The sequence below is a fragment of the Rhizobium sp. GW821-FHT14E12 genome (genome assembly GCF_058803745.1).
The window spans coordinates 1-24,327 of the sequence record NZ_JBXAPH010000019.1 but is presented as its reverse complement, the minus strand read 5'-3'; the positions used below and the strand labels follow the sequence as shown (position 1 = coordinate 24,327).

At 61.2% G+C, this 24,327-nt stretch carries 17 protein-coding genes; 7 read left to right on the top strand and 10 right to left on the bottom strand.

Annotated elements, in window-relative coordinates:
- Nucleotides 1-22 precede the first annotated feature (22 nt).
- Both AC1RO0_RS30720 and AC1RO0_RS30715 read left to right on the top strand, forming a co-directional pair.
- Entirely contained in the window at nucleotides 23-997 is a 975-nt protein-coding gene (locus tag AC1RO0_RS30720) for an L-threonylcarbamoyladenylate synthase (protein ID WP_498596307.1), read from the top strand.
- 34 nt (nucleotides 998-1,031) lie between these two features.
- Nucleotides 1,032-2,462, top strand: coding sequence for an FAD-binding oxidoreductase (locus AC1RO0_RS30715; RefSeq protein WP_498596306.1), 1,431 nt, complete (start codon nucleotides 1,032-1,034; stop codon nucleotides 2,460-2,462).
- 271 nt (nucleotides 2,463-2,733) lie between these two features.
- On the opposite strand, the gene AC1RO0_RS30710 is transcribed toward AC1RO0_RS30715, so the two are convergent.
- On the bottom strand, nucleotides 2,734-5,715 hold the full coding sequence (locus tag AC1RO0_RS30710) for a DNA translocase FtsK (protein WP_498596305.1): 2,982 nt from the start codon (nucleotides 5,713-5,715) through the stop codon (nucleotides 2,734-2,736).
- Nucleotides 5,716-5,934: 219 nt separating this feature from the next.
- Nucleotides 5,935-8,448, bottom strand: a complete 2,514-nt coding sequence (locus AC1RO0_RS30705; protein WP_498596304.1) for a DUF1217 domain-containing protein — start codon at nucleotides 8,446-8,448, stop codon at nucleotides 5,935-5,937.
- 319 nt (nucleotides 8,449-8,767) lie between these two features.
- Here AC1RO0_RS30705 and AC1RO0_RS30700 point away from each other — a divergent pair, with 319 nt between their 5' ends.
- The gene (locus AC1RO0_RS30700) at nucleotides 8,768-9,334 is read left to right on the top strand and encodes a DUF6101 family protein (protein ID WP_047463547.1); all 567 of its coding nucleotides are present in this window, start codon (nucleotides 8,768-8,770) and stop codon (nucleotides 9,332-9,334) included.
- A gap of 73 nt (nucleotides 9,335-9,407) precedes the next feature.
- Here AC1RO0_RS30700 and AC1RO0_RS30695 read toward each other — a convergent pair whose 3' ends face one another.
- From AC1RO0_RS30695 to AC1RO0_RS30685, 3 genes are all read right to left on the bottom strand, one after another.
- A complete protein-coding gene (locus AC1RO0_RS30695; protein WP_498596303.1) occupies nucleotides 9,408-9,863 on the bottom strand; it encodes a GNAT family N-acetyltransferase in 456 nt (151 codons plus the stop codon).
- Between the two features lie 48 nt (nucleotides 9,864-9,911).
- Nucleotides 9,912-10,871 (bottom strand): 4-hydroxybenzoate octaprenyltransferase, encoded by a 960-nt coding sequence (gene ubiA, locus AC1RO0_RS30690; RefSeq protein WP_498596302.1) that lies wholly within the window; start codon nucleotides 10,869-10,871, stop codon nucleotides 9,912-9,914.
- Nucleotides 10,872-10,935: 64 nt separating this feature from the next.
- Nucleotides 10,936-11,742, bottom strand: a complete 807-nt coding sequence (locus AC1RO0_RS30685; RefSeq protein WP_498596301.1) for a MipA/OmpV family protein — start codon at nucleotides 11,740-11,742, stop codon at nucleotides 10,936-10,938.
- Nucleotides 11,743-12,016: 274 nt separating this feature from the next.
- Between AC1RO0_RS30685 and AC1RO0_RS30680 the strand changes: the two genes are divergently transcribed.
- Nucleotides 12,017-12,451, top strand: coding sequence for an Ig-like domain-containing protein (locus AC1RO0_RS30680; protein WP_498596300.1), 435 nt, complete (start codon nucleotides 12,017-12,019; stop codon nucleotides 12,449-12,451).
- Nucleotides 12,452-13,058: 607 nt separating this feature from the next.
- Here AC1RO0_RS30680 and AC1RO0_RS30675 read toward each other — a convergent pair.
- Both AC1RO0_RS30675 and AC1RO0_RS30670 read right to left on the bottom strand, forming a co-directional pair.
- Entirely contained in the window at nucleotides 13,059-14,318 is a 1,260-nt protein-coding gene (locus AC1RO0_RS30675; protein ID WP_498596299.1) for a cyclopropane fatty acid synthase, read from the bottom strand.
- Nucleotides 14,319-14,463: 145 nt separating this feature from the next.
- The gene (locus AC1RO0_RS30670) at nucleotides 14,464-16,773 is read right to left on the bottom strand and encodes a Tex family protein (RefSeq protein ID WP_498596298.1); all 2,310 of its coding nucleotides are present in this window, start codon (nucleotides 16,771-16,773) and stop codon (nucleotides 14,464-14,466) included.
- Nucleotides 16,774-17,017: 244 nt separating this feature from the next.
- On the opposite strand from AC1RO0_RS30670, the gene purD reads away from it, so the two are divergent.
- From purD to AC1RO0_RS30655, 3 genes are all read left to right on the top strand, one after another.
- Complete coding sequence (gene purD / locus AC1RO0_RS30665) at nucleotides 17,018-18,289, top strand: phosphoribosylamine--glycine ligase (RefSeq protein ID WP_498596297.1); 1,272 nt, start codon at nucleotides 17,018-17,020, stop codon at nucleotides 18,287-18,289.
- A gap of 121 nt (nucleotides 18,290-18,410) precedes the next feature.
- The gene (locus AC1RO0_RS30660; protein ID WP_498596296.1) at nucleotides 18,411-18,839 is read left to right on the top strand and encodes a plant virulence effector HPE1-like domain-containing protein; all 429 of its coding nucleotides are present in this window, start codon (nucleotides 18,411-18,413) and stop codon (nucleotides 18,837-18,839) included.
- A 391-nt stretch (nucleotides 18,840-19,230) separates the two neighbouring features.
- A complete protein-coding gene (locus tag AC1RO0_RS30655) occupies nucleotides 19,231-21,045 on the top strand; it encodes a methyl-accepting chemotaxis protein (protein ID WP_498596295.1) in 1,815 nt (604 codons plus the stop codon).
- A gap of 74 nt (nucleotides 21,046-21,119) precedes the next feature.
- Here AC1RO0_RS30655 and AC1RO0_RS30650 read toward each other — a convergent pair whose 3' ends face one another.
- The 3 genes from AC1RO0_RS30650 to AC1RO0_RS30640 are packed head-to-tail and all read right to left on the bottom strand — an operon-like array spanning nucleotide 21,120 to nucleotide 24,200.
- Complete coding sequence (locus AC1RO0_RS30650) at nucleotides 21,120-21,614, bottom strand: 2-thiouracil desulfurase family protein (protein ID WP_498596294.1); 495 nt, start codon at nucleotides 21,612-21,614, stop codon at nucleotides 21,120-21,122.
- A 14-nt stretch (nucleotides 21,615-21,628) separates the two neighbouring features.
- Complete coding sequence (glyS, locus tag AC1RO0_RS30645; protein WP_498596293.1) at nucleotides 21,629-23,743, bottom strand: glycine--tRNA ligase subunit beta; 2,115 nt, start codon at nucleotides 23,741-23,743, stop codon at nucleotides 21,629-21,631.
- A gap of 1 nt (nucleotide 23,744) precedes the next feature.
- A complete protein-coding gene (locus AC1RO0_RS30640) occupies nucleotides 23,745-24,200 on the bottom strand; it encodes an endonuclease domain-containing protein (protein WP_498596292.1) in 456 nt (151 codons plus the stop codon).
- Nucleotides 24,201-24,327 lie beyond the last annotated feature (127 nt).

Below are 24,327 nucleotides of genomic sequence, written 5' to 3'. Positions count from 1 at the left end.
CTGAACGGCAATCGGTCAGGCCATGGCGCGACATATAGATATTCTCCAGCATCCAGAGGCGGCAATAGCGGCGGCAACGGCAACTCTCGCCGAAGGTCTGCCAATCGGGCTGCCGACCGAGACGGTTTACGGGCTTGCCGCCGACGCCACCAACCCCGCCGCCATCACCCGCATCTACGAGACCAAGGGCCGGCCGCGCTTCAATCCGCTGATTTGCCATATGAGCGACCTCGCCATGGCCGAGCGCTATGCGATCTTCGATCCCATCTCGCGTAAGCTGGCGGAAGCCTTCTGGCCCGGTCCGCTGACGCTGGTATTGCCGCTGCGTCCGGAGAGCGACATTCATCCGCTGGCGACTGCCGGGCTCGATACGGTCGGCATCCGGATACCCCAAGGCTTTGCCGGCGAGCTAATCCGCGCTTTCGGACGGCCGCTTGCCGCTCCCAGCGCCAATACCTCCGGCAAGATCAGCGCCACCAGCGCCGATCATGTCCATGACGATCTCGGCGAGCGGATCTCGCTGATCCTCGATGCCGGAGCTTCGGTCGTCGGTGTCGAGTCGACCATCGTCAAGGTCGAGGACGGCGAGATGCGCCTGCTCAGGCCCGGTGGGCTGGCGGCCGACGAGATCGAGCGGATCGCGGGTCAATTGTTGAAACGCAAGAATGGCGCGTCGGCGGCCATCGAAGCGCCGGGGATGCTGGCCTCGCATTATGCGCCGGGTGCCGCGGTGCGACTCGACGCCACCGCCGTTTCCTCAGGCGAAGCGCTGATCCGCTTCGGCAGGCCCGATATTGCCGGCATCGAGACGGCAGCGGTCGTGCTCGACCTCAGCCCGTCCGGCGATCTTGCCGAGGCCGCCGCCAATCTTTTCGACTTCATGAAGCGCGCCGATGCCAGCGGCGCTGCGACCATCGCTTTTTCCAACATTCCGGACGAGGGCCTCGGCGAGGCCATCAACGACAGGCTGCAACGCGCGGCCGCGCCGAGAGAGTAAATCCGACCACACGCCATTCGGTAAAGGACACGCCATGAGCAGCGCCGCCCCCTCCTCCGCCCTTCTCGATCGCTTCGCCGCCATCGTCGGCGAAAAGCATGCGTTGCGGGAGGCAGTGGATCTCGCCCCGCATCTGGTCGAAAACCGCGGGCTCTATCATGGCGCATCGCCGATGCTGCTCAAGCCCGGCTCTGTGGAAGAAGTCTCAGCGATCCTGAAGCTTGCCAGCGAGACGAGCACGGCGATCGTGCCGCAGACCGGCAATACCGGCCTTGTCGGCGGCCAGACGCCACGCGAGGGCGGCTCCGACATCCTCCTGTCGCTGGAGCGCATGAACCGCATCCGCGATGTCGATCCGGTCGGCAATACGATGGTCGTCGATGGCGGCTGCATCCTCGCCGACGTGCATAAGGCGGCGGCGGAGCATAGCCGCATGTTTCCGCTGACGCTCGGCTCGGAAGGCTCGTGCCGCATTGCCGGCAACCTTTCCACCAATGCCGGCGGCACTGCCGTTCTCGCCTATGGCAATATGCGCCAGCTCTGCCTCGGCCTCGAAGTGGTGCTGCCGACCGGCGAAATCTGGAACGGGCTGCGCCGCCTGAAGAAGGACAATACCGGCTACGACCTGCGCGATCTCTTCATCGGCGCCGAAGGCACGCTCGGCGTCATCACCGGCGCGGTTCTGAAGCTTTTCCCGCAGCCGCTTGGTCATCAAGTGGCCTTTGCCGGCATCCAGTCGGTCGACGATGCGCTGACCCTGTTCAAGAACGCATCCGGCCTCTGCGGCACAGCGCTGACCGGCTTCGAACTGATGCCGCGCATCGGCGTTGAATTCACCGTGCGCAACATTCCCGGCGTTCGCGATCCGCTGGAAACGGTGCATCCCTGGTACGTGCTGATCGACGTCTCCACCTCGGATTCGGCCGAGACCGCCGAGCGGATGATGACGACACTGCTGGAAGAGGGTTATGAGGCAGGCCTGATCCAGGACGCGACCATCGGCAGCTCCGAGGCGCAGCAGAAGGCGCTGTGGCACATGCGCGAGAGCATGTCGGATGCGCAGAAGCCCGAGGGCGGCTCGATCAAGCACGATGTTTCCGTGCCGGTCGCGCGGATCCCACCATTCATGGCCGAGGCAGAGACGGCTGTGATGGCGGCCCTGCCCGGTGCCCGCATCTGCGCCTTCGGCCATATGGGCGACGGCAATATCCACTACAACATCTCCCAGCCCGTCGGCGCCGACAAGGAAGACTTCATCGGCCGCTGGCACGACATGAACAAGATCGTGCACGGCTTGGTGCTGAAGCATGGCGGCTCGATTTCCGCCGAGCACGGCATCGGCCAATTGAAGCGCGACGAACTGGCGTCGATCCGCTCGGATATCGAGATGGACCTGATGCGGCGGATAAAGACGGCGTTTGACCCGGCGGGGGTTATGAATCCGGGGAAGGTTTTGCGGGTGTAAGAAGCAAGCTCGGGGCCGACCCTCGTCCTTCGAGGCTACGCCCGATGGGCTTTGCACCTCAGGATGAGGGCGGACGGGCTGCAGGATCAGGCATATGGACTGCGGAAGCGGTAAGAAGAACGACGCTATTCCGACTGGGCAGGAAGATCAGCCCTCATCCTGAGGTGCCCTTCGAGGCGTGAGCCGAGATGGGCCTCGAAGGACGAGGGCGGGTGGAGACCAACGGCTGTTCCGACGAACGACAGCCATCGCTCAATTCATAGCAACACGCTCAATCAAAATCCTCATTGCTCGGCTGCGCTGCCTGCCCGCCACCATTCCGGTTGCCCGAAATGATCTCGCGCTTGCCGACATGGTTTGCCGGGCCGACGAGGCCGTCCTTTTCCATGCGTTCGACGAGCGAGGCGGCGCGGTTGTAGCCGATGCCGAGGCGGCGCTGGATGTAGGAGGTGGAGCACTTCTTGTCGCGCATGACGACCTTGATCGCCTGTTCGTAGAGATCGTCGCCGTCTTCGGAGGCAATCGCGCCCTTGTCGAAAACTGCGGTGTCCTCTTCGTCTTCTTCCTCGTCCTCGTCGGCGGTGACGGTGTCGAGATATTCCGGACGGCCCTGCGTCTTCAGATGCGCCACGACCTTTTCGACCTCTTCATCCGAGACGAAGGGACCGTGGACGCGGGAGATGCGGCCGCCACCGGCCATGTGCAGCATGTCGCCCTGGCCGAGGAGCTGTTCGGCGCCCTGCTCGCCGAGGATAGTGCGGCTGTCGATCTTCGACGTCACCTGGAAGGAGATGCGCGTCGGGAAGTTTGCCTTGATCGTGCCGGTGATAACGTCGACGGACGGACGCTGCGTCGCCATGATCAAGTGGATGCCAGCGGCGCGGGCCATCTGCGCCAGACGCTGGATCGCTCCTTCGATTTCCTTGCCGGCGACCATCATCAGGTCGGCCATCTCGTCGACGATGACGACGATGTAAGGCATCGGCGTCAAGTCCATTTCCTGGCTCTCCTCGATCGGAGCACCAGTGCCCTTGTCGAAGCCGGTCTGGACCAGGACGTGGATCGTCTCGCCCTTTTCGCGGGCCAGAGCGACGCGGCTATTGTAGCCGTCGATGTTGCGGACGCCGAGGCGGGACATCTTGCGATAACGGTCCTCCATCTCGCGCACCGCCCATTTCAGCGCCATGACGGCCTTCTTGGGATCGGTGACGACGGGGGTCAGCAGATGCGGGATGCCGTCATAGACGGAAAGTTCGAGCATCTTCGGATCGACCATGATCAGGCGGCACTGTTCCGGCGTCATCCGGTAGAGCAGCGACAGGATCATCGTGTTGATGGCGACGGATTTGCCCGATCCGGTGGTACCGGCAACCAGCAGATGCGGCATCTTGGCGAGTTCGGCGATGACGGGCTCACCGCCGATCGTCTTGCCGAGGCCGAGCGCCAGCTTGTAGCCGCTCTTCTCGAAATCCGCGGATTCGATCATCTCGCGGAAATAGACGGTCTCGCGAATGACGTTCGGCAGTTCGATGCCGATGACGTTGCGGCCGGGGACGACGGCGACGCGGGCCGACAGTGCCGACATCGAGCGGGCGATATCGTCGGCGAGATTGATGACGCGCGAGGATTTGACGCCAGGGGCCGGTTCGAATTCGTAAAGCGTGACCACCGGGCCTGGGCGGACATGAATGATCTCGCCCTTGACGCCGAAGTCCTCGAGCACGCTTTCCAGCAGACCGGCATTCTGTTCCAGCGTTTCCTGCGTCATGATCACGCCGGGTCGGGCGACGGGCTCCTGCAGCAGCTCGCGCGGCGGCAATTCATATTCGCCCTCGCCGCTACGCGCGATCGGCCGCCATTCCGGCGGGGTCATGGCGTTCGGCCTGCGCGGCGTGATCTGCGACGGCGGCGGATCGATCAGGCGCTGCTTGGCGGCCTCGACGGCGGGAATGATGGGCGCTGCTTCGACAACGGGGGCCACCACCGGCGGCACGGATGCCTTGACCGGCATCGGAGCGACGACCATGACCGGAGCCGGCTTGGCTGGGGCGGCCTTCGGCGCCGCAACAACCTCGGCCTCATTGGCAAAGACAGCCGTGACGAAAGCGGGAGGCACAAAGCCAGCCGGCTCGATCATTTCCGGCTTCACGGCAACGGGAGCGACCACTTCGATCGCTGCCGGCACGACAGGCGTCAGCGCCATGGCCTCCAACGCAGCAAGCTCATCCATGACGAACGTATTGACCGGGGTCGGCTGGGATTCGACAGGAGCAACGGCTGCGACAACCGGCACGACCAGGGCCTCCTGCGGCGTGGCAACGACCGGCGACGGGCGACGGCACTCGACGACGCGGAATTTCGCGACGATCGATTCGACCTCGGCCTGGATCTCGGGAACGAGCACCGGCTGGGCCAGCGTACCCTTGATGGCGGACACGAATTCTCCTTCGAAGGGCATGGCGTCCCAGAAGGCAAAATCGGAGAGATGGGCGAGCCGCGACTCAACGATAGGCGCGGCAACGAATTCTGCAATGTTCGGCAATAACGGCGAAGCATCCAGCGCGGTCGCGGGAGCCTTATAAAATGCGGTAGCGATGACAGTCATCTCCAATGCGTCCGGCGCAGTCGCCGGAGAGTTCTGAATTACGGCGGGCTGGTAGGTTTCGGCCGCAAACGGCACGCCCTCCCATGGCGGCAGATCGAATTCGACCGACGGCTCCGCCGGGCGAGCGATAACCGGAGCCGGTGATTCGACCACCGGCGGCTCCATGACCCGCATCGCGGCATGCTGCGCGGCCGGCGGCACGAGGACAGGCACGGCCTCCGACGGCGCGCGCCGGCTGACGATCTCGTTCTCCCGCGTGCGGGTGAAACGGACGTTCGGCCCCATCAGAAAGGCATTCTGCCAGCCGGGCGAGGCAAGCTCCTCAGCCGAGATGCCCTGCGGCGTGACGGGCATGATCGGGCCGCTGGCCGCCACGGTGTTCGCCTGCAGAGCCTCCACGACCGGCTTCGGCGCGGCGGCGATTCGCAGACGTGCCTCTTCGGCAATCCGCCGCTCTTCGGCGCGGCGACGCTCTTCGGCCTGACGCTTGGCTTCGCGGACGGTGCGGATTTTTTCTTCCAGGAATGCGCGGCGAGCAGCGATCTGCTCGGCACGGCGGGCTTCTTCCGCGACCTGTTCCGGGTCAAGCTCGCCGTCAGGCTGGGAGCCATTTGCAGCATTCGAAATGTTCGTTCGGGAAAGACGCATGAGACCTGCAACCCAGTCATTGATATTGCCGATGGCTTCTCCAATCGAATAGGGCAAAGACGGTTAATAAGTTCCTTCTGATCGTCGTAGAATGCACTTATTCCGCATCCCCGGCGCAAGGGAGCGACCCATAGCGGCACGGCGGCAACAGGCGCACAGACGACCGCCGCGCGGCGCGGAAAAGCGGCCGGTGTGGGTCGTGATCCCTAGGGAAATTGATTACTTGGACGAAGAAAGCTGCGCGATCGACAACAGTGTATCGCCGCTGATGCCGACGCTTGAAGAGCTGGATGCCTGGAGGATCGAGAGTGCGGGCGATGTCGACGAGGTGGTGTTGTTGGCCAGGTCGTACATCGCCGAGAATCGCTGCAGGAGCTTGTTGACCTTGGTCGGATCCTGCAGATCGCTGACGTCGACGAATTTGGCAAGCAGCTTGGCCTGGGTGTCGACATCCATCGAGGACATCGAGCTCGGCAGGCTGTAGGTCGTGGTGATGACCTGATAGAGCGCGGTATCGCCCATGATATCGTAGATGGAATTGATACTCGGTGCCTTGCGCTGGAAGTAAAGCGCCAGTTGCACGCCCGTATTGGTTTCTCCCTCCTGATCCTCGAGGGTCTGATGCAGAAAGAGGTCGTTCGTCTCGGCAATCGTGCCCTGATTTTGCGCGGTCCCCAATTTCGTGTTGGTCAGATTCCCGTCCGTGTCGAAATTGAAAGCATTGACGATGTTCTTGAACTGCGCGCCATCATCCGTGTTGATGAAGCTCTTCGAATCGCTCGGATCAGAGGCGAAAGCTTTTTTCAGCGTCGCGGTGTCGACCGTCTTCGGATCGATACCGTTGGCCGTCAGGATGAAATCGGTTAGCTTGCTGTCGGCAAGAAGGTCGGTGACGCTGGTGACCTTGACGATATTGGTCGCGAAATAGGTGGCGGCATCCTTGGCATCGCTGGTGGCCTTGGTCAGCTGAGCGCCCGTCAGCCCGATCCTGCTGCGGCTGGAATATTCGGAGACATAGCTGTTGATCTGCGTCTGCGACAGAGCCTGGACCGGCGGCTTCAGCTTGCCGTCGCTGTCGAAGTTGAAGGCCTTGGCGAGATTGGTGAAGCGCGTGTCCTTGAGCGAATTGACATAGCTCTTCGGATCGTAGGGATCGCTCTCGAGGATCTTCTTCATCTGCGTCTTCGTCATCTCGTCCGGGCTGATGCCATAAGCGCGCATCGCCATCTGGTAGAGCTCGGGAAGACTGTCGTTGCTGGTATCGCTATCGGCCGTGGCATTGGTGGCGAAGAAATCGTCGATGGTCTTCACCGCGGCGATGCGCGTCTGGTAGTTGCTGACGGCTTTGGTGGTCAAGGACGTCTGCGACGTCTGGTAGTTCTTCATATAGGCCGTTGAGGCGGCATCGATCGCCGTCTGGGATTGCGCCTGATCGCCCGAGGCCAGTGTGCCGTCCGACTGGAAATTGAACTGCGAGACGACATCGGTGAGGCCGAAGATGGCCGCGGTGGAAGAACTCGAGAAAGCATTCTTAAGCACGACGGCGGGCGTATCCGCGTCGATCCCATAGGCCGTCTTGATATAGTCGAACAGGCGGGTGTCCGACGTCAGCTCGTCGACGGTGGTGATAGAGCCGATATGCTCCTTGTAATAAAGGTCGTTGTCGGCGGCGCCGACATCGGTCGTGTACGAAGGAACCGCGGAATTGTAAGCGCTCATGACATCGGCCATCTGGCCGAGCGTCTGCGGGCCGCCCTTATAATTTGTCGCGTAGGCGGCCGTTGTGGTGCTGATCTGATCCGATGTCTGTGCTTGCGAGCCACTCGCGACGGTGCCATCACTCTGGAAATTGAATTGCGCCATGACATCGGTCAAGCCCTTCGCCGCCGCAACACCTGTATCCTTGGCGGCAGCGTTGAATTGGGTCGCGGTGATATAGGCCGGAATGTCGAAGGCGGTTTTGACGTAGTTGAACAGCTTGGGATCGGCCGTGAGCTGGCTGACGGACGTGATCGTGCTGATATGGTTTTCGTAGTAGGTCGTATCGGCGTCTGCCGTCGACGTCTTCACCGTTCCATCGGCGTTGAAATTGAACTCCGCGACGAGCGCCTTGTCGGTGGCGCTGCCGTTCTGATTGACGAAGCTGTCGGGATCGCTGAGATCGCTCGTCAGCATCTGCTTCAGGAATGAACTCGACGTATAGGTTGGATCGAGACCATAGGCCTGCAGCACGTAATTTTTGAGGCGGCTGTTGCCCAGGAGGTCGTCGACGGTCTTAACGCTGCTGATATTCTGGCTGAAATAGGTCGTTTCGGTCTGCGCATTCGTTGCCTCAGTCGTAAAGGACTGATTGTAAAGGCCGATCAAATCGTCTTCCTGGGTGCTGGATTGCGCGGTCGAGGAGCTGCCCGTGCCAAAATTGAACGCAGCGGCGAATTCCTTGTAGCGCGGATCGGTCAGCTTGTTGGCAAAACTGGTGGAATCGCTGAGGTCGCTGGTCAGCACCTGTTTCATAAAGGCCTTGGCATAGGTCATGTCCGACAGGCCGTAAGCTTCCATCGCATAGCTATAAAGCTGATAGTCGCCCATGAAGTCATCGACATTGGTTACCTTGCCAATATTGGCATTGTAGTAGTCGATCTGACGCTTGTTCTGCGACTGGGACGCTACCTGATTGAGCGTCGTCGCCATATTCCTGGTCGCGACCGAATAACCAAGATAGGTGGATATCATCAGCGCGACCCCAATAATTCTCTAATATAAGCCAGTGAATCTCTCCACAGTATCGCAGGTAAACCTTACCCGAGACTTACAATACTTCATCTATTGCGTGTGCCGGATCGGTACGCTCCGCTTGCGCCGTGCATTCACTTTATGGAAACCCTGATCGATTCGGTTTTGCTAACCATTTGAGGACGCAAAGTTTTCTTAACCGCAATTTTTAAGTTGTCTGGAAGGGACACCGCCTAATCTGAACCCAACGAGAGGACATGACGTTCTCCGTAAGAAGACCGGAAAACCGGCTCTCAGGTAAAGCAAGGGTAGAGATTAGATGACAAATACCGTCCTGAAGCCCGATTGGGCTGGAAACACACTGCGGCTTGATCCGGCGCGCTTCCCGCAACAGGTCAGCTACGCCATGCGGGGTGCCGAGGGTGACGTCACCATCACGATCGACGAGCGCGGCGCGGTGCTGCGTAAGATCCTCCCGTCCAGCGGCCTGCCGCTGTCCGTCGCCTTGCCGAAACGCGCTTTCATGGGTGTTGCCGCCCGTGCCATCGACCATGGCGACGGCGAAGTCACCGTGACGCTGGAATTGCATCACTCGGATCCGGATCTCTGCATCCCCCTCCTCGTTGCCCATGACCTCAGCGACATCGCCGCCGACTGGCGCTCCTGGTCGGAAGCCTTCCGCATTCCGATGCTGATGATCGAAGCCGATGGCGTCGCCCGGCCGCTGGAAGAGCATCTGGGCGGGGTCGCCGCCCGCGATACCCAGCCGCGCCGCCGCCATTCCTATTTCGCCGAGCGCCGGCCGCGCTTCCTCGTGCGCCGCTCGACCGGCTCGCTGGGCCTCAAGATGAAGATCCAAGGCCGCGAGATCATCGCGCGGCGTTGAAACCGACTGGGATTGATATCCTAGTATTCGTCAGACATCGGCCGTGGGGCATTCAGCCCTGCGGCCGATTTCGTTATGGCTTCAACGAACGCTCCATGATGATCGTCCGCTCATCGCCGTGGTAGCTATCACCGACGGCCTTGAATCCTAGCTTGGCATAGAACTCCTGCGCCGTGACAGATGACGGTACGGTCAGGAGCGTGACACCCTTGATGTGTGCTATCCGCTCTATCTCGGCCATCAGCCGGGTTCCGACCCCCAGCCCCTGCGCTGCCGGGGAAACGAACACCGTGCGGACCACAGCGCCGTCGAGGCTGGCGGTGCCGACGACGTCCTCGCCTTTCGTCGCGACGAGAACCATCCGACTCTCCAGAAGCTTTCGCACCGCGGCCGGGCTGAAGCTCTGCGCGACACGGGCGATAACATCCTCCGAATAGTCCTTCGCGTTAGTTTCGTGCAGCGCGGACAGGATCACCGTACTGATGGCTTCCGCATCACTGTCTCGAGCCGGCCGGACATCGCACGCCATGGTGACCACCCATCGCTGGTTACGGGACGGTGATCCGGCCCGTCTTCATCAGAGAACGGAAAGCAGATAGGACAGGAAAAGGCCGGCGAAGATGATGATGCCGACTTTGCCGTTGAATTTGAACAGCGCCAGGCACTGCTCGCCATTGTTGATGTCGAGCACGGCGATCTGGTAGGCGAACATCCCTCCGGCAACGAGAAGGCCGAGATAGGAAAGCCACCCCACCCCCGCCAGTGCGAAAGACAACAGCATCAACACAAGTGTCACGCCATAAAGGCCGATCAACCAGAGGCGGGTCTTGTCGCCGAAGAGCCGGGCGGTGGAGCGGACGCCGATCAGCTCGTCATCCTCCTTGTCCTGATGGGCATAGATCGTGTCGTAACCGATCGTCCACAGGATGGCGGCGGCATAGAGCAGGATGGGAGCGAGCGACAGGCTGCCGAACAGTCCGGCCCAGCCCATCAGTGCGCCCCAGGAAAAGGCAAGGCCTAAGAAAAACTGCGGCCAGTCGGTAAAGCGCTTGGCAAACGGATAGAGCGCGACGATGCCGAGTGACAGGACACCGAGAATGACGGCGAACCAGTTGAACTGCAAAAGCACCAGCAGCCCGACCACAGCCTGTAGCGCGATAAAGACCTTGGCCTGGAGGCGCGTCACGCGGCCGGAAGGCAGCGGGCGCGAGCGTGTGCGGGCCACTTCCATATCGATCTTGTGATCGACCAGATCGTTATAGGTGCAGCCGGCGCCGCGCATGGCGACCGCGCCGATGAAATAGAGGACGAGGTGGTAGACCACGAGAAAGCCGGGCGACTGACCCATTGCGGCGGCGGCATTGGCGGCAAGTGCCGCCGACCAGAAGCACGGCCACATCAAGAGCTGCCAGCCGATCGGCCTGTCCCAGCGCGCGAGCTGCGCATAGGGCCAAAGCGCCGGGGGCAGGATGCGGTAAACCCAGTTGCCGGACGGCGCGTCAGCGACGCGCCCGTTGATGTCGCCTGTCTTTTGCATAGGCGAGTAGTAGTGATATCCGCCGCCCGCGGTCAAGCGGCGGAGCCGTGGCCCCGCGCTTTTCTCAGTTCATCGAGAAGCCGAATTTGTAGGTGGCGGAGATGCCGACCAGTAGCTGGTTGCGGCTACCGCGTTCACGCACCAGGCTGCTGTCGGCGGCAGCACCGGTCAGGCGACTATATTCGACGAAGGTGCTCGTGCTCCAGTTCTGCGTTGCCTTCCAGGTCAATGCACCTCCGGCGCCGACCGACTTCACCCCACCACCCGGCTTGTAGATGCCGAGGCCGGAGGCGGCCGACTCTCGGGCGTTGACGCCGTAGTAAGTGTTGAAATAATCCATGGAGGCGAGCGTCATGCGCGGACCGCCGGAAAGGCGCAGGTCGGGAGCGATGTCCGTGAAGGCGTCGATGGCAGCGTCGGCAACAATGCCACTATGCGCACCAAAACCCTGCCGGACTTCGACGCGAGCACGCAGCCAGTCGGTCGGATAGACCTCAGCGAAACCACCGGCTTCCACACCCCACCGAACCTTCTTCAGGCCTTTCAGTTCGCGATCGTCGCCGGCATCGCGGCTCGGCACGAATTTGCCGACGATACCGGCGCGGAACATACCATTGTCAATCAGCGCGAACGAAGGATTATCATTTCGCGACGAGAAGCGCGGGCCAGGCCCCTTGCCGATCGAGACCAGAGGCACCCATTGCAGCTTGTTGTGGCTGCTGCCTTCGAATTTCGGCGCCGAGAAACCGGCCGCGCCGACGCTTAGATACCAGCCATTCGACCAGGCCTGCTGACTGTCGGTAGCCGACGCAGCGCTCGCAGAAGCGGCGAAGACGCCGAGGGTGAAAAATAGACGCGATTTTACAAACACACACACAACTCCTTAATACGCAATACAGCGGGGCAATACACGCACCCCGAGAGTTGTCTCAAATTATCCGGATCGCATTACCGCTCCCTTAACCAAACGTGATCGGATCGAAGGCTGACGGCAAAATTTTCAATGGGACCCGCGTTGGCGACCGGCTTGCGCCGATCTGTCGCAGCGATTTAATTCCGGCATGCGCTACTCAATCAAAAGTGTCCCCCCAGGGCTCAGCCATAGACGATGAATTTCCAATATAAAAATTAAACGAGAGAGTGGAATGAAACCCAGATCCTTGATTTATCTCAGCGCATTTCTCAGCGTCGGCATGGCGCTTTCAGGTTGCGTCTCCGCGCCAATTGGCGGCGCCAAGCAAATCCAGTTTTCAGGCCGGGTTGCACCCGGCAAGAAAACACGAATTACGAGCGCTTCGCTGGTAAAGCAGGATTGTACCTTTGCAAGCTTTCCCTACACCGGCATTGTCAAGCAGCCTGCCCATGGCAAGATCGATATCGAGCATGGACCGGTTGCCTCGAAGTTTCCCAAGGACAGCACAGCCTACATGTGCAACGGCAGAACCGTTCAAGGCAATATCATCTTCTACACCCCGAATCCCGGCTTCGTCGGGACCGATCAATTCACGGTACGTCTCACAGGGCTGAATACGGACGGCACGGTGCAAGACGGAACATTCGTGGTTCATGTCGGTAAATAACCGGACCATCGCCCCACCATTTCCGCAATAGCGAGGCGGCGGCGAGGCCAAAAATCAAACACCGAATCATGGGGCCATGGTTCGGTGCGATTTTGAAAGGGGTGAAATGCGAAGCAGCTATCTGATCCGCGGCGGTATCTTGCTGGCCGTTATAGTTGCCACGCTTCCAGGCTGCGTCAGCGCACCGTTTGGCGGAGGCAGGCAAGAGCAACGTGCGATAACGGCCGTCTCGGGCAAAAAAACATCACTCGTAATCATGTTCTCCGCAACAAAAGATTGCAAGCATACACGCTACACTTATCCCGAAACTATCCGATACCCAGATCACGGTAACATCAGTTTTGAAGTGCACTCAGGTCGCCCAAAAGCAATAACCGAGGGTTCCAGTCCAGCGTGCGCCCAAAAATCGGTAGAAGGTGCCGTCGTTTTTTACCGATCAGATCCAGGGTTCGTCGGCTCCGACCGGGCGACCTTTCGCCAGCCAGGACTGACGACCGATATTGCGATCAAGGTGGTCAAATAGCACCCCGATGTTTGGCCACGCAGAGACAAAACGCCGGCCCCATGATTTTACAGGGCCGGCAGTCTTCCAAACGATGACAAACCTTCAGAACACGATCTTCTCAAGCGGCGCGCGGGTCGCCTCGAACTCCCTGAGCTTCGCCTCCCGCTCGCCGATATAGTTGCGGTTGTCTGGAACGGCGAACTGGTTCTTGGTGATCTGGATCTGCATGATGAAGAGCTCATCCCAGCGGAAGCCCATTTCGGAGCCGGCCAGATAAAACTCCCACATACGGAAGAAGTTCTCATCGTAGAGCGCCACGGCCTCGGCCTTGCGCGCCACGAAACGGTTGCGCCAGTGCCTTAGCGTATGGGCATAGTGCATCGGCAGGATTTCGACATCCTTGACCAGAAGCCCGGCCTTTTCCAGCGGCGGCAAGGTCTCTCCGACCGAGGGAATATAGCCGCCCGGGAAGATATACTTCTCGATGAAGGCGTTGGTCGCAAAGCTCGGCTTTGGACGGGCGATGGAATGCAACAGCATGACGCCGTTATCGTCGAGCAGCTCCGAAACCTTGTTGAAGTATTTGCGGTAATCGCCAATGCCGACATGCTCGAACATGCCGACCGAGACGATGCGGTCGAACTTCCTGTCCTTCAGATAGCGGTAGTCCTGCAGCTCGAAGCGGACGCGATCGGACAGGCCGCGCTTGGCGGCGCGTTCGCGCGAGATCTTGAGCTGCTCTTCGCTCAGCGTAATGCCGGTGAAATCGAGGCCTGGATTGGCTTCGGCGAGATACATGCCCATGCCGCCCCAGCCGGAGCCGATTTCCAGAACACGCTGGCCGGGTTCCACCAGCAGCTTGGCGGCGATATGGCGCTTCTTGGCCACTTGTGCCTCGTCCAGACTGATGCCCGGCGGCACGAAATAGGCGCAGGAATATTGCCAATCCTCATCAAGGAAGAGATCGAACAGCTTGGCCGAGAGATCGTAGTGATGCGCAACATTGTATTTGTTGCGGTTGATCGGCGAACGGCTTTTGAGCTGCTGCCAGACGATGCGGCCGATGAGCAGCGTCGCCATGCGGATATCAAAGATTTCGTTGGTGGTGTTCTGCTTCACCAGCGCAAGGAAATCATAGATATCCCCCTGTTCGAGAATGAAGCGCCCTTCCATATACATTTCGCCGAGCTTCAGCGTCGGATCGCGTGCAACCGCGTCCTCCGCCTGCTGGTCGGCGATGCGGACGGCGACTGTTTCGCCGGATCCATCGCCGATCATGTGCGTCTCGCCGGAAGCAAGCGTAAGTTTCAGGGAGCCTTTACGGACGAGTTTTTTGACAAGAGAGAACAGTGCCGACGCCATGGACGCCTCGAATGTTATGACATGACAATAGCGCTAACTTTAGCGCCTCAGAACATTGTGGCAAGCGCAGCTTTTCGCACTCTGTGGCACTCCGGCAACAACGCCGCCGGAGTGTGATATTCTTGCAATAATTCGTGCTAAGTACTTATTTTCGTTTGAATGCGTCCGCCAGGGCGGCACCGAAACTACCCTGCTGAGGGGTATTCGGACGGCTATTGTTCTTACCGCCAACGTTGCGCGCGCCATTTTGCTCTCGCGACTCACGCGCAGCCGGGGCCGCCTCGGCGCCGCCATCCTTGCGCATCGTCAGACTGATTCGCTTCCGCTTGGCGTCGACGTCCACAACCTTCACTTTCACGACATCGCCCGCCTTGACGATCTCGTGCGGGTCTTTCACGAAGCGATCGGCAAGCTGCGAGACATGCACAAGGCCGTCCTGATGGACGCCGATATCGACGAAAGCACCGAAAGCGGCGACGTTGGTCACCGTCCCCTCCAGCAGCATGCCGGGCTTGAGGTCGCCGATCTCGTTGATCCCCTCGGCGAAGGTGGCGGTCTTGAAGCTCGGGCGCGGGTCTCGGCCAGGCTTCTCCAGCTCGGCGATGATGTCGCGCACCGTCGGCAGGCCGAATTTCTCATCGATGAACTGGCGCGGGTCGACCGCCTTCAACGCAGTCGCGTCACCCATCACGCTGCGCAGATCGCGGCCGCAGGCGGCAACGATCTTCTTGGCGACGCCATAGGCTTCCGGATGCACCGAGGAGGCGTCAAGCGGCTCCTTACCGTTGGGGATGCGCAGGAAGCCGGCGCATTGCTCGAAGGTGCGCTGGCCGAGACGGGCGACCTTGAGGAGATCACGCCGCGTCTCGAAGCGTCCCTCACCATCCCGGTGCTTGACAATCGCGTCGGCAATCGACGGCCCGAGGCCGGAGACGCGGGCGAGCAGCGGCGCAGACGCGGTATTCAGATCGACGCCGACGGCGTTCACCGCGTCTTCCACGACGGCATCCAGCGAGCGCGACAGCTTCAGCTGGTCGACATCGTGCTGGTATTGGCCGACGCCGATCGATTTCGGCTCGATCTTGACCAGTTCGGCCAGCGGATCCTGCAAACGGCGAGCGATGGAAACGGCGCCGCGCAGCGATACGTCAAGGCCGGGGAATTCCAGCGCCGCGGTTTCGGAGGCCGAGTAGACGGAGGCGCCCGCTTCCGAAACGATGACCTTGGTCGGCTTCGGCGCCGGCAGGTCAGCGAGCATATCCGCCACCAGCTTCTCCGTCTCGCGGCTGCCGGTGCCGTTGCCGATGGAGATCAGCTCGACATTGTGCTTGCGGACCAGCGCCGCCAAGGTCGCCTGCGTGCCGCGCACGTCGTTCCTCGGCGGGAACGGATAAACCGTCGTGGTTTCCAGCACCTTGCCGGTGCCATCGACCACAGCGACCTTGACGCCGGTGCGAATGCCCGGATCGAGGCCCATGGTCGCGCGCGAGCCGGCGGGTGCGGCCAGCAGCAGATCCTTCAGATTGCGGGCGAAAACGTGGATCGCTTCCTCTTCGGCACGCTCGCGCAGCTCACGCATCAGATCGAGCGACAGCGACATGGAGAGCTTCACCCGCCAGGTCCAGCTCGCGACCTCCGTCAGCCAGCGGTCGCCGGGGCGGCTTGAGCCGATCTCATAGGCCGTGACGATCATCCGCTCCACAGGCTTGTTGGGCGAGACGGCATCGACGTCGATCTCGATGGTCAGCGTCAGCACCTCCTCGTTCCAGCCGCGCAGCATGGCGAGCGCGCGGTGGCCGGGGGCGGTTGCCCAGCGTTCCTGATGGTCGAAATAATCGGAGAATTTAGCGCCTGCTTCCTGCTTGCCGTCGACGACCTTGGCTTTCAGGGCGGCATTGGTTTTCATGTAGGTGCGCAGCTTGCCGAGCAGGTCGGCATTTTCGGCAATACCTTCGGCGATGATGTCGCGCGCGCCTTCGAGCGCCGTCTTCACGTCGGGCACGTCGGCGGTGAGGAAACCCTCTGCCAGGGTGGCCGGCTCCTTGGAGCGGTCGGCGAGAATGGTATCGGCAAGCGGGCCGAGGCCACGCTCCCTGGCGATTTCGGCGCGGGTGCGGCGCTTCTGCTTATAGGGCAGGTAAAGATCTTCCAGCTCGGCCTTGGTGGCAACCACGGCGATCTTGCGCATCAGCTCGTCGGTCATCTTGCCCTGGCCGTTGATCGACTCGACGATCGCGGCGCGGCGGGCTTCCAGCTCACGCAGATAAACAAGGCGTTCCGCCAGCGTGCGCAACTGCCCATCATCGAGACCACCGGTCACTTCCTTGCGGTAGCGGGCGATGAACGGCACCGTCGCGCCTTCATCGAGAAGCTCGATCGCGGCCTTGGCCTGATCGGGGCGCGAATTGATCTCGTTGGCGATGGTTGCGGCAAGGGAACGGATGTCGGCGGCCATATGTCTCTCTGAACTGAACTCGGTGGGGGACCATAGGCGTGATCCCGGAAAGTACGAAGCGGTTTCCGATGAGATCACGCCAATCAAGGCAACTGAGGGGATCGCGACTCGAAACCAGCATCCCGCTTTAGCGACATAAAAAGGCAGGGCAATGTTGCTGCCCGCGCCTCCACAGGATTTGCCGCTTGACCTTTGCGCTCTCCCCCCTTAACCGCGCAGAAGAACCTAATGAAGAGGGCAAGCCATGAAAGTTCTGTTGATCGGATCGGGCGGACGCGAGCATGCGCTGGCCTGGAAACTGGCGCAATCGCCGCTGATGACGGAACTCTATGCCGCGCCCGGCAATCCGGGCATTGCCGAATATGCGGCGCTCGCCGCCCTTGATATCGAGGACCATGGCGCAGTCGTCTCCTTCTGCAAGGAAAAGGCCATCGACTTTGTCGTCGTCGGCCCGGAGGCGCCGCTGGTCGCGGGTATAGCCGATCGGCTGCGGGCCGAGGGCATCGCCGTGTTCGGACCCTCCACGGCCGCTGCCCAGCTCGAGGGCTCCAAGGGTTTCACCAAGGATATCTGCGCCCGCTACGATATCCCGACCGGCGCCTACCAGCGCTTCAACAATGCACCGAAGGCAAAGGCCTATATCCGCGAGCAAGGCGCCCCGATCGTCGTCAAGGCCGACGGGCTTGCCGCCGGCAAGGGCGTCACTGTCGCCATGACGGTGGATGAAGCGCTTGCCGCCGTCGATGACTGCTTCGAGGGCGCTTTTGGCGAGGCCGGCGCGGAAGTGGTGATCGAGGCCTATCTCGATGGCGAAGAGGCGAGCTTCTTCTGCCTGAGCGACGGCAAGCACGCGCTTGCGCTCGCCACCGCCCAGGACCACAAGCGCGTCGGCGACGGCGATACCGGCCCGAACACCGGCGGCATGGGCGCTTATTCCCCTGCTCCTGTGATGACGGCGGAAATGGTCGAGCGGACCATGAAGGAAATCATCGAGCCGACGATGCGCGGCATGGCGGAAAGCGGCTATCCTTTCTCCGGCGTCTTCTTCGCCGGGCTGATGATCACTGCCAAGGGGCCGGAACTGATCGAATACAATGTCCGCTTCGGCGATCCGGAATGCCAGGTGCTGATGATGCGGCTGAAGAGCGACCTGCTGCCGCTGCTTCTCGCCTGCGCCAACGGCACGCTGGATCAGGTCAGTGCCGAATGGAGCGACGACGTGGCGCTGTCCGTGGTCATGGCCTCGAAGGGTTATCCGGGTTCCTACGCCAAGAACACGCCGATCGCGGCGCTGCCCGCCGACAGCGACGGGGCCAAGGTGTTTCATGCCGGCACGGCGCTGAAGGACGGCGCCCTGGTTGCGACCGGCGGCCGGGTGCTGAACGTCACCGCGACCGGCAAGACCGTCAGCGAGGCACAGAAGCGCGCCTATGCCCTGGCCGGCAAGGTGGAGTGGGAAAACGGTTTCAGCCGCAGCGACATCGGCTGGCAGGCCATCGCGCGGGAAAAAGCCTGAAAACGTAAACGCAATGCCTGTCCCGAATTCCCGTCTCCACTAAACTTTTACCTAATCTCCTGACGGGATGGAAACAAAGAGACGCTAATCTCTCGGTCACGATAAGACGGAGTGGTTTGTTATGCGTCCCTTCTTCCTGACCTTGGCATGCGTGCTGGCCGCCGGTTCGGCCATGGCGTCGTCGATACAACCCATCGACAGCAAGACGCAGACAGGCGGCGGCAGCATCCTCGATAAGGTCTGCACCGATTGCCCGGCCATCAAGCCACAAATCGCCAAGAAGGACTATGTGGTGCCGGAACTAACGCCGGGCACGCAATCCATCGTCATTCGCGACATTGATGGCCAGAAGAAGGTGGTGCGTACCGAAGCCTGGATGGGCGGTTCGCCGGTGGTCTTCATCTCCAAGCCGACGCCCGAGGCTCTGGCGGCCGCAAACACAGCGCCCGACGGCATCGACATGACCGCGATGACCGCGGCTCTGCCCAAGCCCGCCCGGACGCAGGAGCCCGCACCGCTCGACCTCTCCGGCTTCCAGCTTCGCCAGTAAAATAGCTGCCCAATCCAGTTCCCTGCCCCGCCCGGCCAAAGTTTCGGTCGACGGGGTCCGCCGCAAGGCGGACCAATGCGCCCCTGAAGAGAAGCAGGGGCGCATTCGTTTTTCATGGACAAGGCGTGGAAGCTTCGCTTGCAGCTCAAGATAATATTGAAATTGGTTCAATATTATTTATTGCGGCGCAACATATCCCACACTCAAAGCCGCTTAATTGCCGATCACGCCGTTTTGATTAAATCTTTATTAGACATAAAACGCGAGGTTACTTGAACCGGACAGCAGCATGTCTTTTCGAGCAGCAGCAAGCGTATTGAGATTTTCTCAGGCGATCGCACAGGCGGTAGGAAACCGCGCCGGTATTCACCCTACCCTGTTGCGAGGCACTATGAAGAATCTCAAGATCGCACATCAGCTCTTCGCCCTTCTGGGCGTGCTTATGGCCGTTTTCGCCGTGGCAACCTATCTGCAAATCCGTTCATCGGCCGACGCGATCTATAGCGAGCGTTACGAAATGCTGCGCACGCAGGTCGAATCCGGCATTTCCGTTCTGAATTTCTATTATGCTCAGGAGCAGGCCGGCAAGCTGACCGAAGAACAAGCCAAGGCCCAGGCCTATGCCGTCGTCAACAGCATGAAATATACGCCAGACGGCTATCTCTTCGGCTATGACTACGACGTCAACATGGTCTTCCACTACGACAAGTCGAAAATCGGCCTGAGCCTGAAGGGACAGCCCGACCCGAAGGGCCACTATTATCGCGAGGAACTGGTCAAACTCGGCCAGCAGGGCGGCGGCCTCTCCGACTTCTACGCCAACAAGCCCGGCCAGCCGGCCAACGCCATGTTCCCCAAGACCGCCTATGCCCGCGCCTTCGAGCCCTGGAAGGTCGTTGTCGTTACCGGCGTCTACATGGACGACCTCGGCGCGCAGGTCGAGGCGAAGATCTGGACGACCGTGTGGTCGACCCTCGCACTCTTCCTTGTGGTGCTCGGCGCTGCTTTCGTCGTGATCCGCGGCATCACTAAGCCGCTCACCGAGGTTCACGCCGCGCTCAAGGCGGTTGCCGACGAGGACGTGCACATCACGATACCGCATGCCGGCATGCGCAACGAGATCGGCTTGATGGCCAAGGCCACGCTGGCGCTGCAGGAGAAGATCCGCGAGCGTCATGCATTGACCGAACGCCAGGTCGCGCAGGATGAGGAAATCAACGCCGAGCGCCAACAGAACCTGCGTCAGCAGCAAGACGAGGCCGAGGAACAGGCCCGCGTCGTCTCGACTATCGGCAAGGCGCTGGAGCAACTTGCGCGGGGCGATCTGACCGTGCGCTGCGGCGATATCGGCATCAGCTATGCCGGCCTGCGCAACAACTTCAACGAGGCACTCTCCCATCTTGAAGCCGCCATGGGCCGAGTCAATGCCAAGGGCAACGACATCGGCGTCAGCAAGGAAGAGATCCGCCGCGCCTCCAACGAACTGTCGCAGCGCACCGAGCGCCAGGCCGCCAGCCTCGAGGAAACATCAGCGGCTCTCGACGAGCTGACCGTCGCTGTCCGCCAGACGGCGGAAGGCGCGCATGAGGCCAGCAAGCGCGTTCATGCCGTCAGCACCGAGGCGTCACGCAGCGATGCCGTCGTTGCCCAGGCGATCGAGGCAATGAGCGGTATCGAAAAATCGTCCACCGAGATCAGCAAGATCATCGGCGTCATCGATGAGATCGCCTTCCAGACCAACCTCCTGGCGCTGAACGCCGGGGTCGAAGCGGCTCGCGCCGGCGAATCCGGCAAGGGCTTTGCCGTCGTCGCCCAGGAAGTACGCGAGCTCGCCCAACGGTCCGCCGCAGCCGCCAAGGAGATCAAGGACCAGATCGCCCGCTCCTCCGGTCAGGTCGATCAGGGTGTCCGTCTTGTCGGCGAGGCCGGCGAAGCGCTGAAGCGCATCTCCGACCAGATCAAGGCAGCGAACGAGATCGTCTCGAAGATCGCCCACAGCGCCTCCGAACAGGACACGACGCTGCGCTCGATCTCGTCGTCGATGAACCAGCTCGACGCCGCCACGCAGCAGAACGCCGCCATGGCGGAGGAGACCACGGCATCGGCCGAAACGCTGGCCGCCGATACCGAGGACCTGCTCGGCCTGATCCGCGGCTTCCACGTCAATGAGAGCCACCCGGTCGCACAGGCCCGCCGCGCCGCCTAGGCTAAGCCGCAACAGACATAGCAAACCGTCGGGCGCAATCCGGCGGTTTTTCTTTGTCCAAATATAGAAGAGGGTCACTCCGCGGCGGCGATCCGCGCGGCCAGCCGGTCGATCTCGCGATCGGAATAGACCTCGATGCCGGCCCGTTTCAGCAAGGCTGCGGTAACGCCATCACCCGGATGCTTAGCACCTGAAAATGTGCCGTCGTAGATGAAGCCGGAGCCACAGGACGGACTGCCGTCGATGAGCAGGGCATAGCGACAGCCGGTTTCCTTGGCGAGCGCCAGGGCGCTCTCGGCAGCCTGGCGAAATCCATCGGTGACATCGCCGCCGCAGATTTCCATTACACGCGCAGTACCAGCGAGCACATCCTCGCCCACAGCGCCATCGGCGATCTCGGCCGGAGGCCGGGGCACGACCATGCCGGCCGACATCTCAGGACAGATGGTTACGAGTCGCCCCTCTTCGCGCCATCGGTCGATGGCTGGATGGAGAAGCGGTTTGGCGCGACCGTCATAGCGGACGGCATGGCCCATGAGGCAGGCGCTGACGAGGATTTTTCCGGTCATCGCGCCTCCCTTTCCTACCCCGCGATCTTCGAGAAGTCCGCGACCGTTCCCGTTGCCTCGCGGATCAGGCGCAGCAGCGCCAGACGGTTGGCGCGAATGGCGGCGTCTTCGTCGTTGACGAGGACGTCTCCGAAGAAGCGGTCGACCGGCGCGCGCAGCGTGGAAAGTGCGGCCATGGCGGAGCGGAAGTCTTCGCCGGCGATTGCCTTGGCGGCTTCGGCCGAGGCCTTGGTGACGGCGGCGAACAGATCCTTTTCCGCATCGAGCTTCAACAGGTTTTCGGAGACGCCATCGGCGACGACGGTGCCCTTCTTTTCCTCGGCGGCGAGAAGCTGCGTGGCGCGCTTGGTGCCGGCGAGCAGGTTCTTGCCGTCTTCCGAGGTGATGAAAGCCGTCAGCGCCTCGACGCGGCGGGCAACCATCAGGAGATCGTCGGCGTCCGGCGTCAGCACGGAGTCGATGAGGTCGTAGCGGGCGCCCTGATCGCGCAGATAGACTTTCAGGCGGTCGTGGAAGAAGGCAAGGAGATCCGCATCCTTCATTATAGCCAGCAGCGGCAGGCGCACCTTACGTTCCAGCAGAATCCGGACCACACCTAAAGCCGCGCGGCGCAGCGCATAGGGATCCTTCGAACCGGTGGGCTTCTCGTCGATCGTCCAGAAGCCGATCAACGTGTCCAGCTTGTCGGCCAGCGCCACGGTGATTGCCACCTTATCGTCCGGCACACGGTCGGACGGGCCTTGCGGCTTGTAATGATCCTCGATTGCGGCAGCGACGGAGGCGTCTTCACCCTGCAGCACCGCATATTTGCGGCCCATGAGGCCCTGAAGCTCGGGGAATTCGCCAACGGCTTCAGTACGCAGGTCGGCCTTGGCGAGGACTGCGGCGCGATCGACCTTGGCGGGATCGGCGCCAGTGATCTTAGCGAGTTCAGCCGCCAACGTACGGATGCGGGAAACGCGCTCGCCCTGGCTGCCAAGCTTGGCATGGAAGGTGACGTTCAGCGCGTCGAGCTTGGCCATGCGCTGATCCAGCGGCTTCTTCAGGTCGAGGCCGAATTTCACGGCAGACGCTTCCAGCGTTTCGAGGTCCGGCAGATCGCCCTGATCGCGCTTCCAGAAATGCAGCGCGTCGGAAAGACGGGCGCGCACAACCTTGCCATTACCGTGAATGATCTCCTTGCCGCCATCCGTCGCCTGGATATTGGAGACGAGGATAAAACGGTTGGAGAGCGTTTCGCCGGCCTGCGAACGGGTGACAAAACACTTCTGGTTGGTCTTGATGGTCAGGCGGATGATTTCCGAGGGGATCGACAGATAGTCCTCCTCAAAAGAGCCCATCAGGACCTGCGGCCACTCGACCAGGCCGGAAACCTCTTCCAGCAGGCCCTCGTCCTCGACCAATTCCAGGCCATTGGCGAAAGCGATGTCGCGGGCGTCGTGCAGGATGATGTCCTTGCGGCGCTCGGCATCAAGAACGACCTTGGCCTTTTCCAGGTTTGCGACATAGTCGTCGAAACGCTTGACGGTGATCGGGTCGGGCGCATGGAAGCGATGGCCGTAAGTCACGTTTGAGGCGACGATGCCGTCGATCTCGAAGGGGATGACGACGGTCTCTTCATGCTCGGTGCCGAAGGTGCAGACGATCGACTGCAGCGGGCGCACCCAGCGCAGCGAGCCCGGCTTGGCCGACGCCTTGCCCCAGCGCATCGACTTCGGCCAGGGAAAATCGCGGATGATCCCAGGCATGACGTCGGCAACGATCTCCTCGGCGCCACGGCCGGGCTTGGAGATGATCGCAACATAGAAATCGCCCTTCTTCGGGTCGCTCTGAACCTGAGCCTCGGCGATGGAAGACAGACCCGCACCGCGCAAGAAGCCTTCGATCGCCTTTTCGTTGGCGTCGGTGCGCGGTCCCTTGCGCTCTTCCCGCACATCGGCGGAGCGCGCCGTCACGCCACGAATATCCAGCGTCAGGCGTCGCGGCGTCCAATATTCGCGCGCGCCCTCATAGGACAGACCAGCCTCGACCAGCGCGTCGGTGACGAGCTTCTTCAGATCGCCGGCAGCCTTGCGCTGCATACGGGCGGGAATTTCCTCGGAGCGGAGTTCGAGAAGGAGATCGGGCATGTCAAGGTTCCTCACCCTCCCCTTGAGAGAGAGGGTCGGCACGGTGTGCCGGAGTGTGGTGAAAATGGTCGGCCTCTGCTAGCAAAATTTGCCGCTGCTGCACAATGGCAAATATCGTATCCAGAACAGCCTCAATCTCGTCTGTTACCTCGGCATTCCAAAACCGGACGACGTAATAGCCTTGGCTTTCGAGAAATGCCGTGCGCTCGGCATCATAGCGCCTTGCCGCATCTTCCGCGTGCTGGCCGCCGTCAAGTTCGATAATCAAACCTATCTGGTGGCAGGCGAAATCGGCGAAATAGCGCCCAATCGGAACCTGCCGTCGAAAATGCGTGCCTTCGATGGGGACGCGCCACAGATGCTTCCAAAGCTTCGCCTCGGCATCGGTTGAACCAGCGCGCAGGCGGCGGCTGTTGGCGATTTTGAAGCGATCGAGTTTGGAGGGCGTCTTCGGCATAAGGAGATCTCTAACCTCTTGAAATAGCGAGACCGCTACGTGGTTTCAAACACCCTCCCCTTGAGGGCAGGGGAATCGCATATGGTTTCTATTGGATTGAATTGTTGAGGAAAAAGGATTCTCTAAA

Bases quoted from the DNA above. Each gene is read 5' to 3' on its own strand.
- AC1RO0_RS30720 (WP_498596307.1), top strand. From the start codon at position 23: ATGGCGCGACATATAGATATTCTCCAGCATCCAGAGGCGGCAATAGCG.
- AC1RO0_RS30715 (WP_498596306.1), top strand. From the start codon at position 1,032: ATGAGCAGCGCCGCCCCCTCCTCCGCCCTTCTCGATCGCTTCGCCGCC.
- AC1RO0_RS30710 (WP_498596305.1), bottom strand. From the start codon at position 5,715: ATGCGTCTTTCCCGAACGAACATTTCGAATGCTGCAAATGGCTCCCAG.
- AC1RO0_RS30705 (WP_498596304.1), bottom strand. From the start codon at position 8,448: ATGATATCCACCTATCTTGGTTATTCGGTCGCGACCAGGAATATGGCG.
- AC1RO0_RS30700 (WP_047463547.1), top strand. From the start codon at position 8,768: ATGACAAATACCGTCCTGAAGCCCGATTGGGCTGGAAACACACTGCGG.
- AC1RO0_RS30695 (WP_498596303.1), bottom strand. From the start codon at position 9,863: ATGGCGTGCGATGTCCGGCCGGCTCGAGACAGTGATGCGGAAGCCATC.
- ubiA (WP_498596302.1), bottom strand. From the start codon at position 10,871: ATGCAAAAGACAGGCGACATCAACGGGCGCGTCGCTGACGCGCCGTCC.
- AC1RO0_RS30680 (WP_498596300.1), top strand. From the start codon at position 12,017: ATGAAACCCAGATCCTTGATTTATCTCAGCGCATTTCTCAGCGTCGGC.
- AC1RO0_RS30675 (WP_498596299.1), bottom strand. From the start codon at position 14,318: ATGGCGTCGGCACTGTTCTCTCTTGTCAAAAAACTCGTCCGTAAAGGC.
- AC1RO0_RS30670 (WP_498596298.1), bottom strand. From the start codon at position 16,773: ATGGCCGCCGACATCCGTTCCCTTGCCGCAACCATCGCCAACGAGATC.
- purD (WP_498596297.1), top strand. From the start codon at position 17,018: ATGAAAGTTCTGTTGATCGGATCGGGCGGACGCGAGCATGCGCTGGCC.
- AC1RO0_RS30660 (WP_498596296.1), top strand. From the start codon at position 18,411: ATGCGTCCCTTCTTCCTGACCTTGGCATGCGTGCTGGCCGCCGGTTCG.
- AC1RO0_RS30655 (WP_498596295.1), top strand. From the start codon at position 19,231: ATGAAGAATCTCAAGATCGCACATCAGCTCTTCGCCCTTCTGGGCGTG.
- AC1RO0_RS30650 (WP_498596294.1), bottom strand. From the start codon at position 21,614: ATGACCGGAAAAATCCTCGTCAGCGCCTGCCTCATGGGCCATGCCGTC.
- glyS (WP_498596293.1), bottom strand. From the start codon at position 23,743: ATGCCCGATCTCCTTCTCGAACTCCGCTCCGAGGAAATTCCCGCCCGT.
- AC1RO0_RS30640 (WP_498596292.1), bottom strand. From the start codon at position 24,200: ATGCCGAAGACGCCCTCCAAACTCGATCGCTTCAAAATCGCCAACAGC.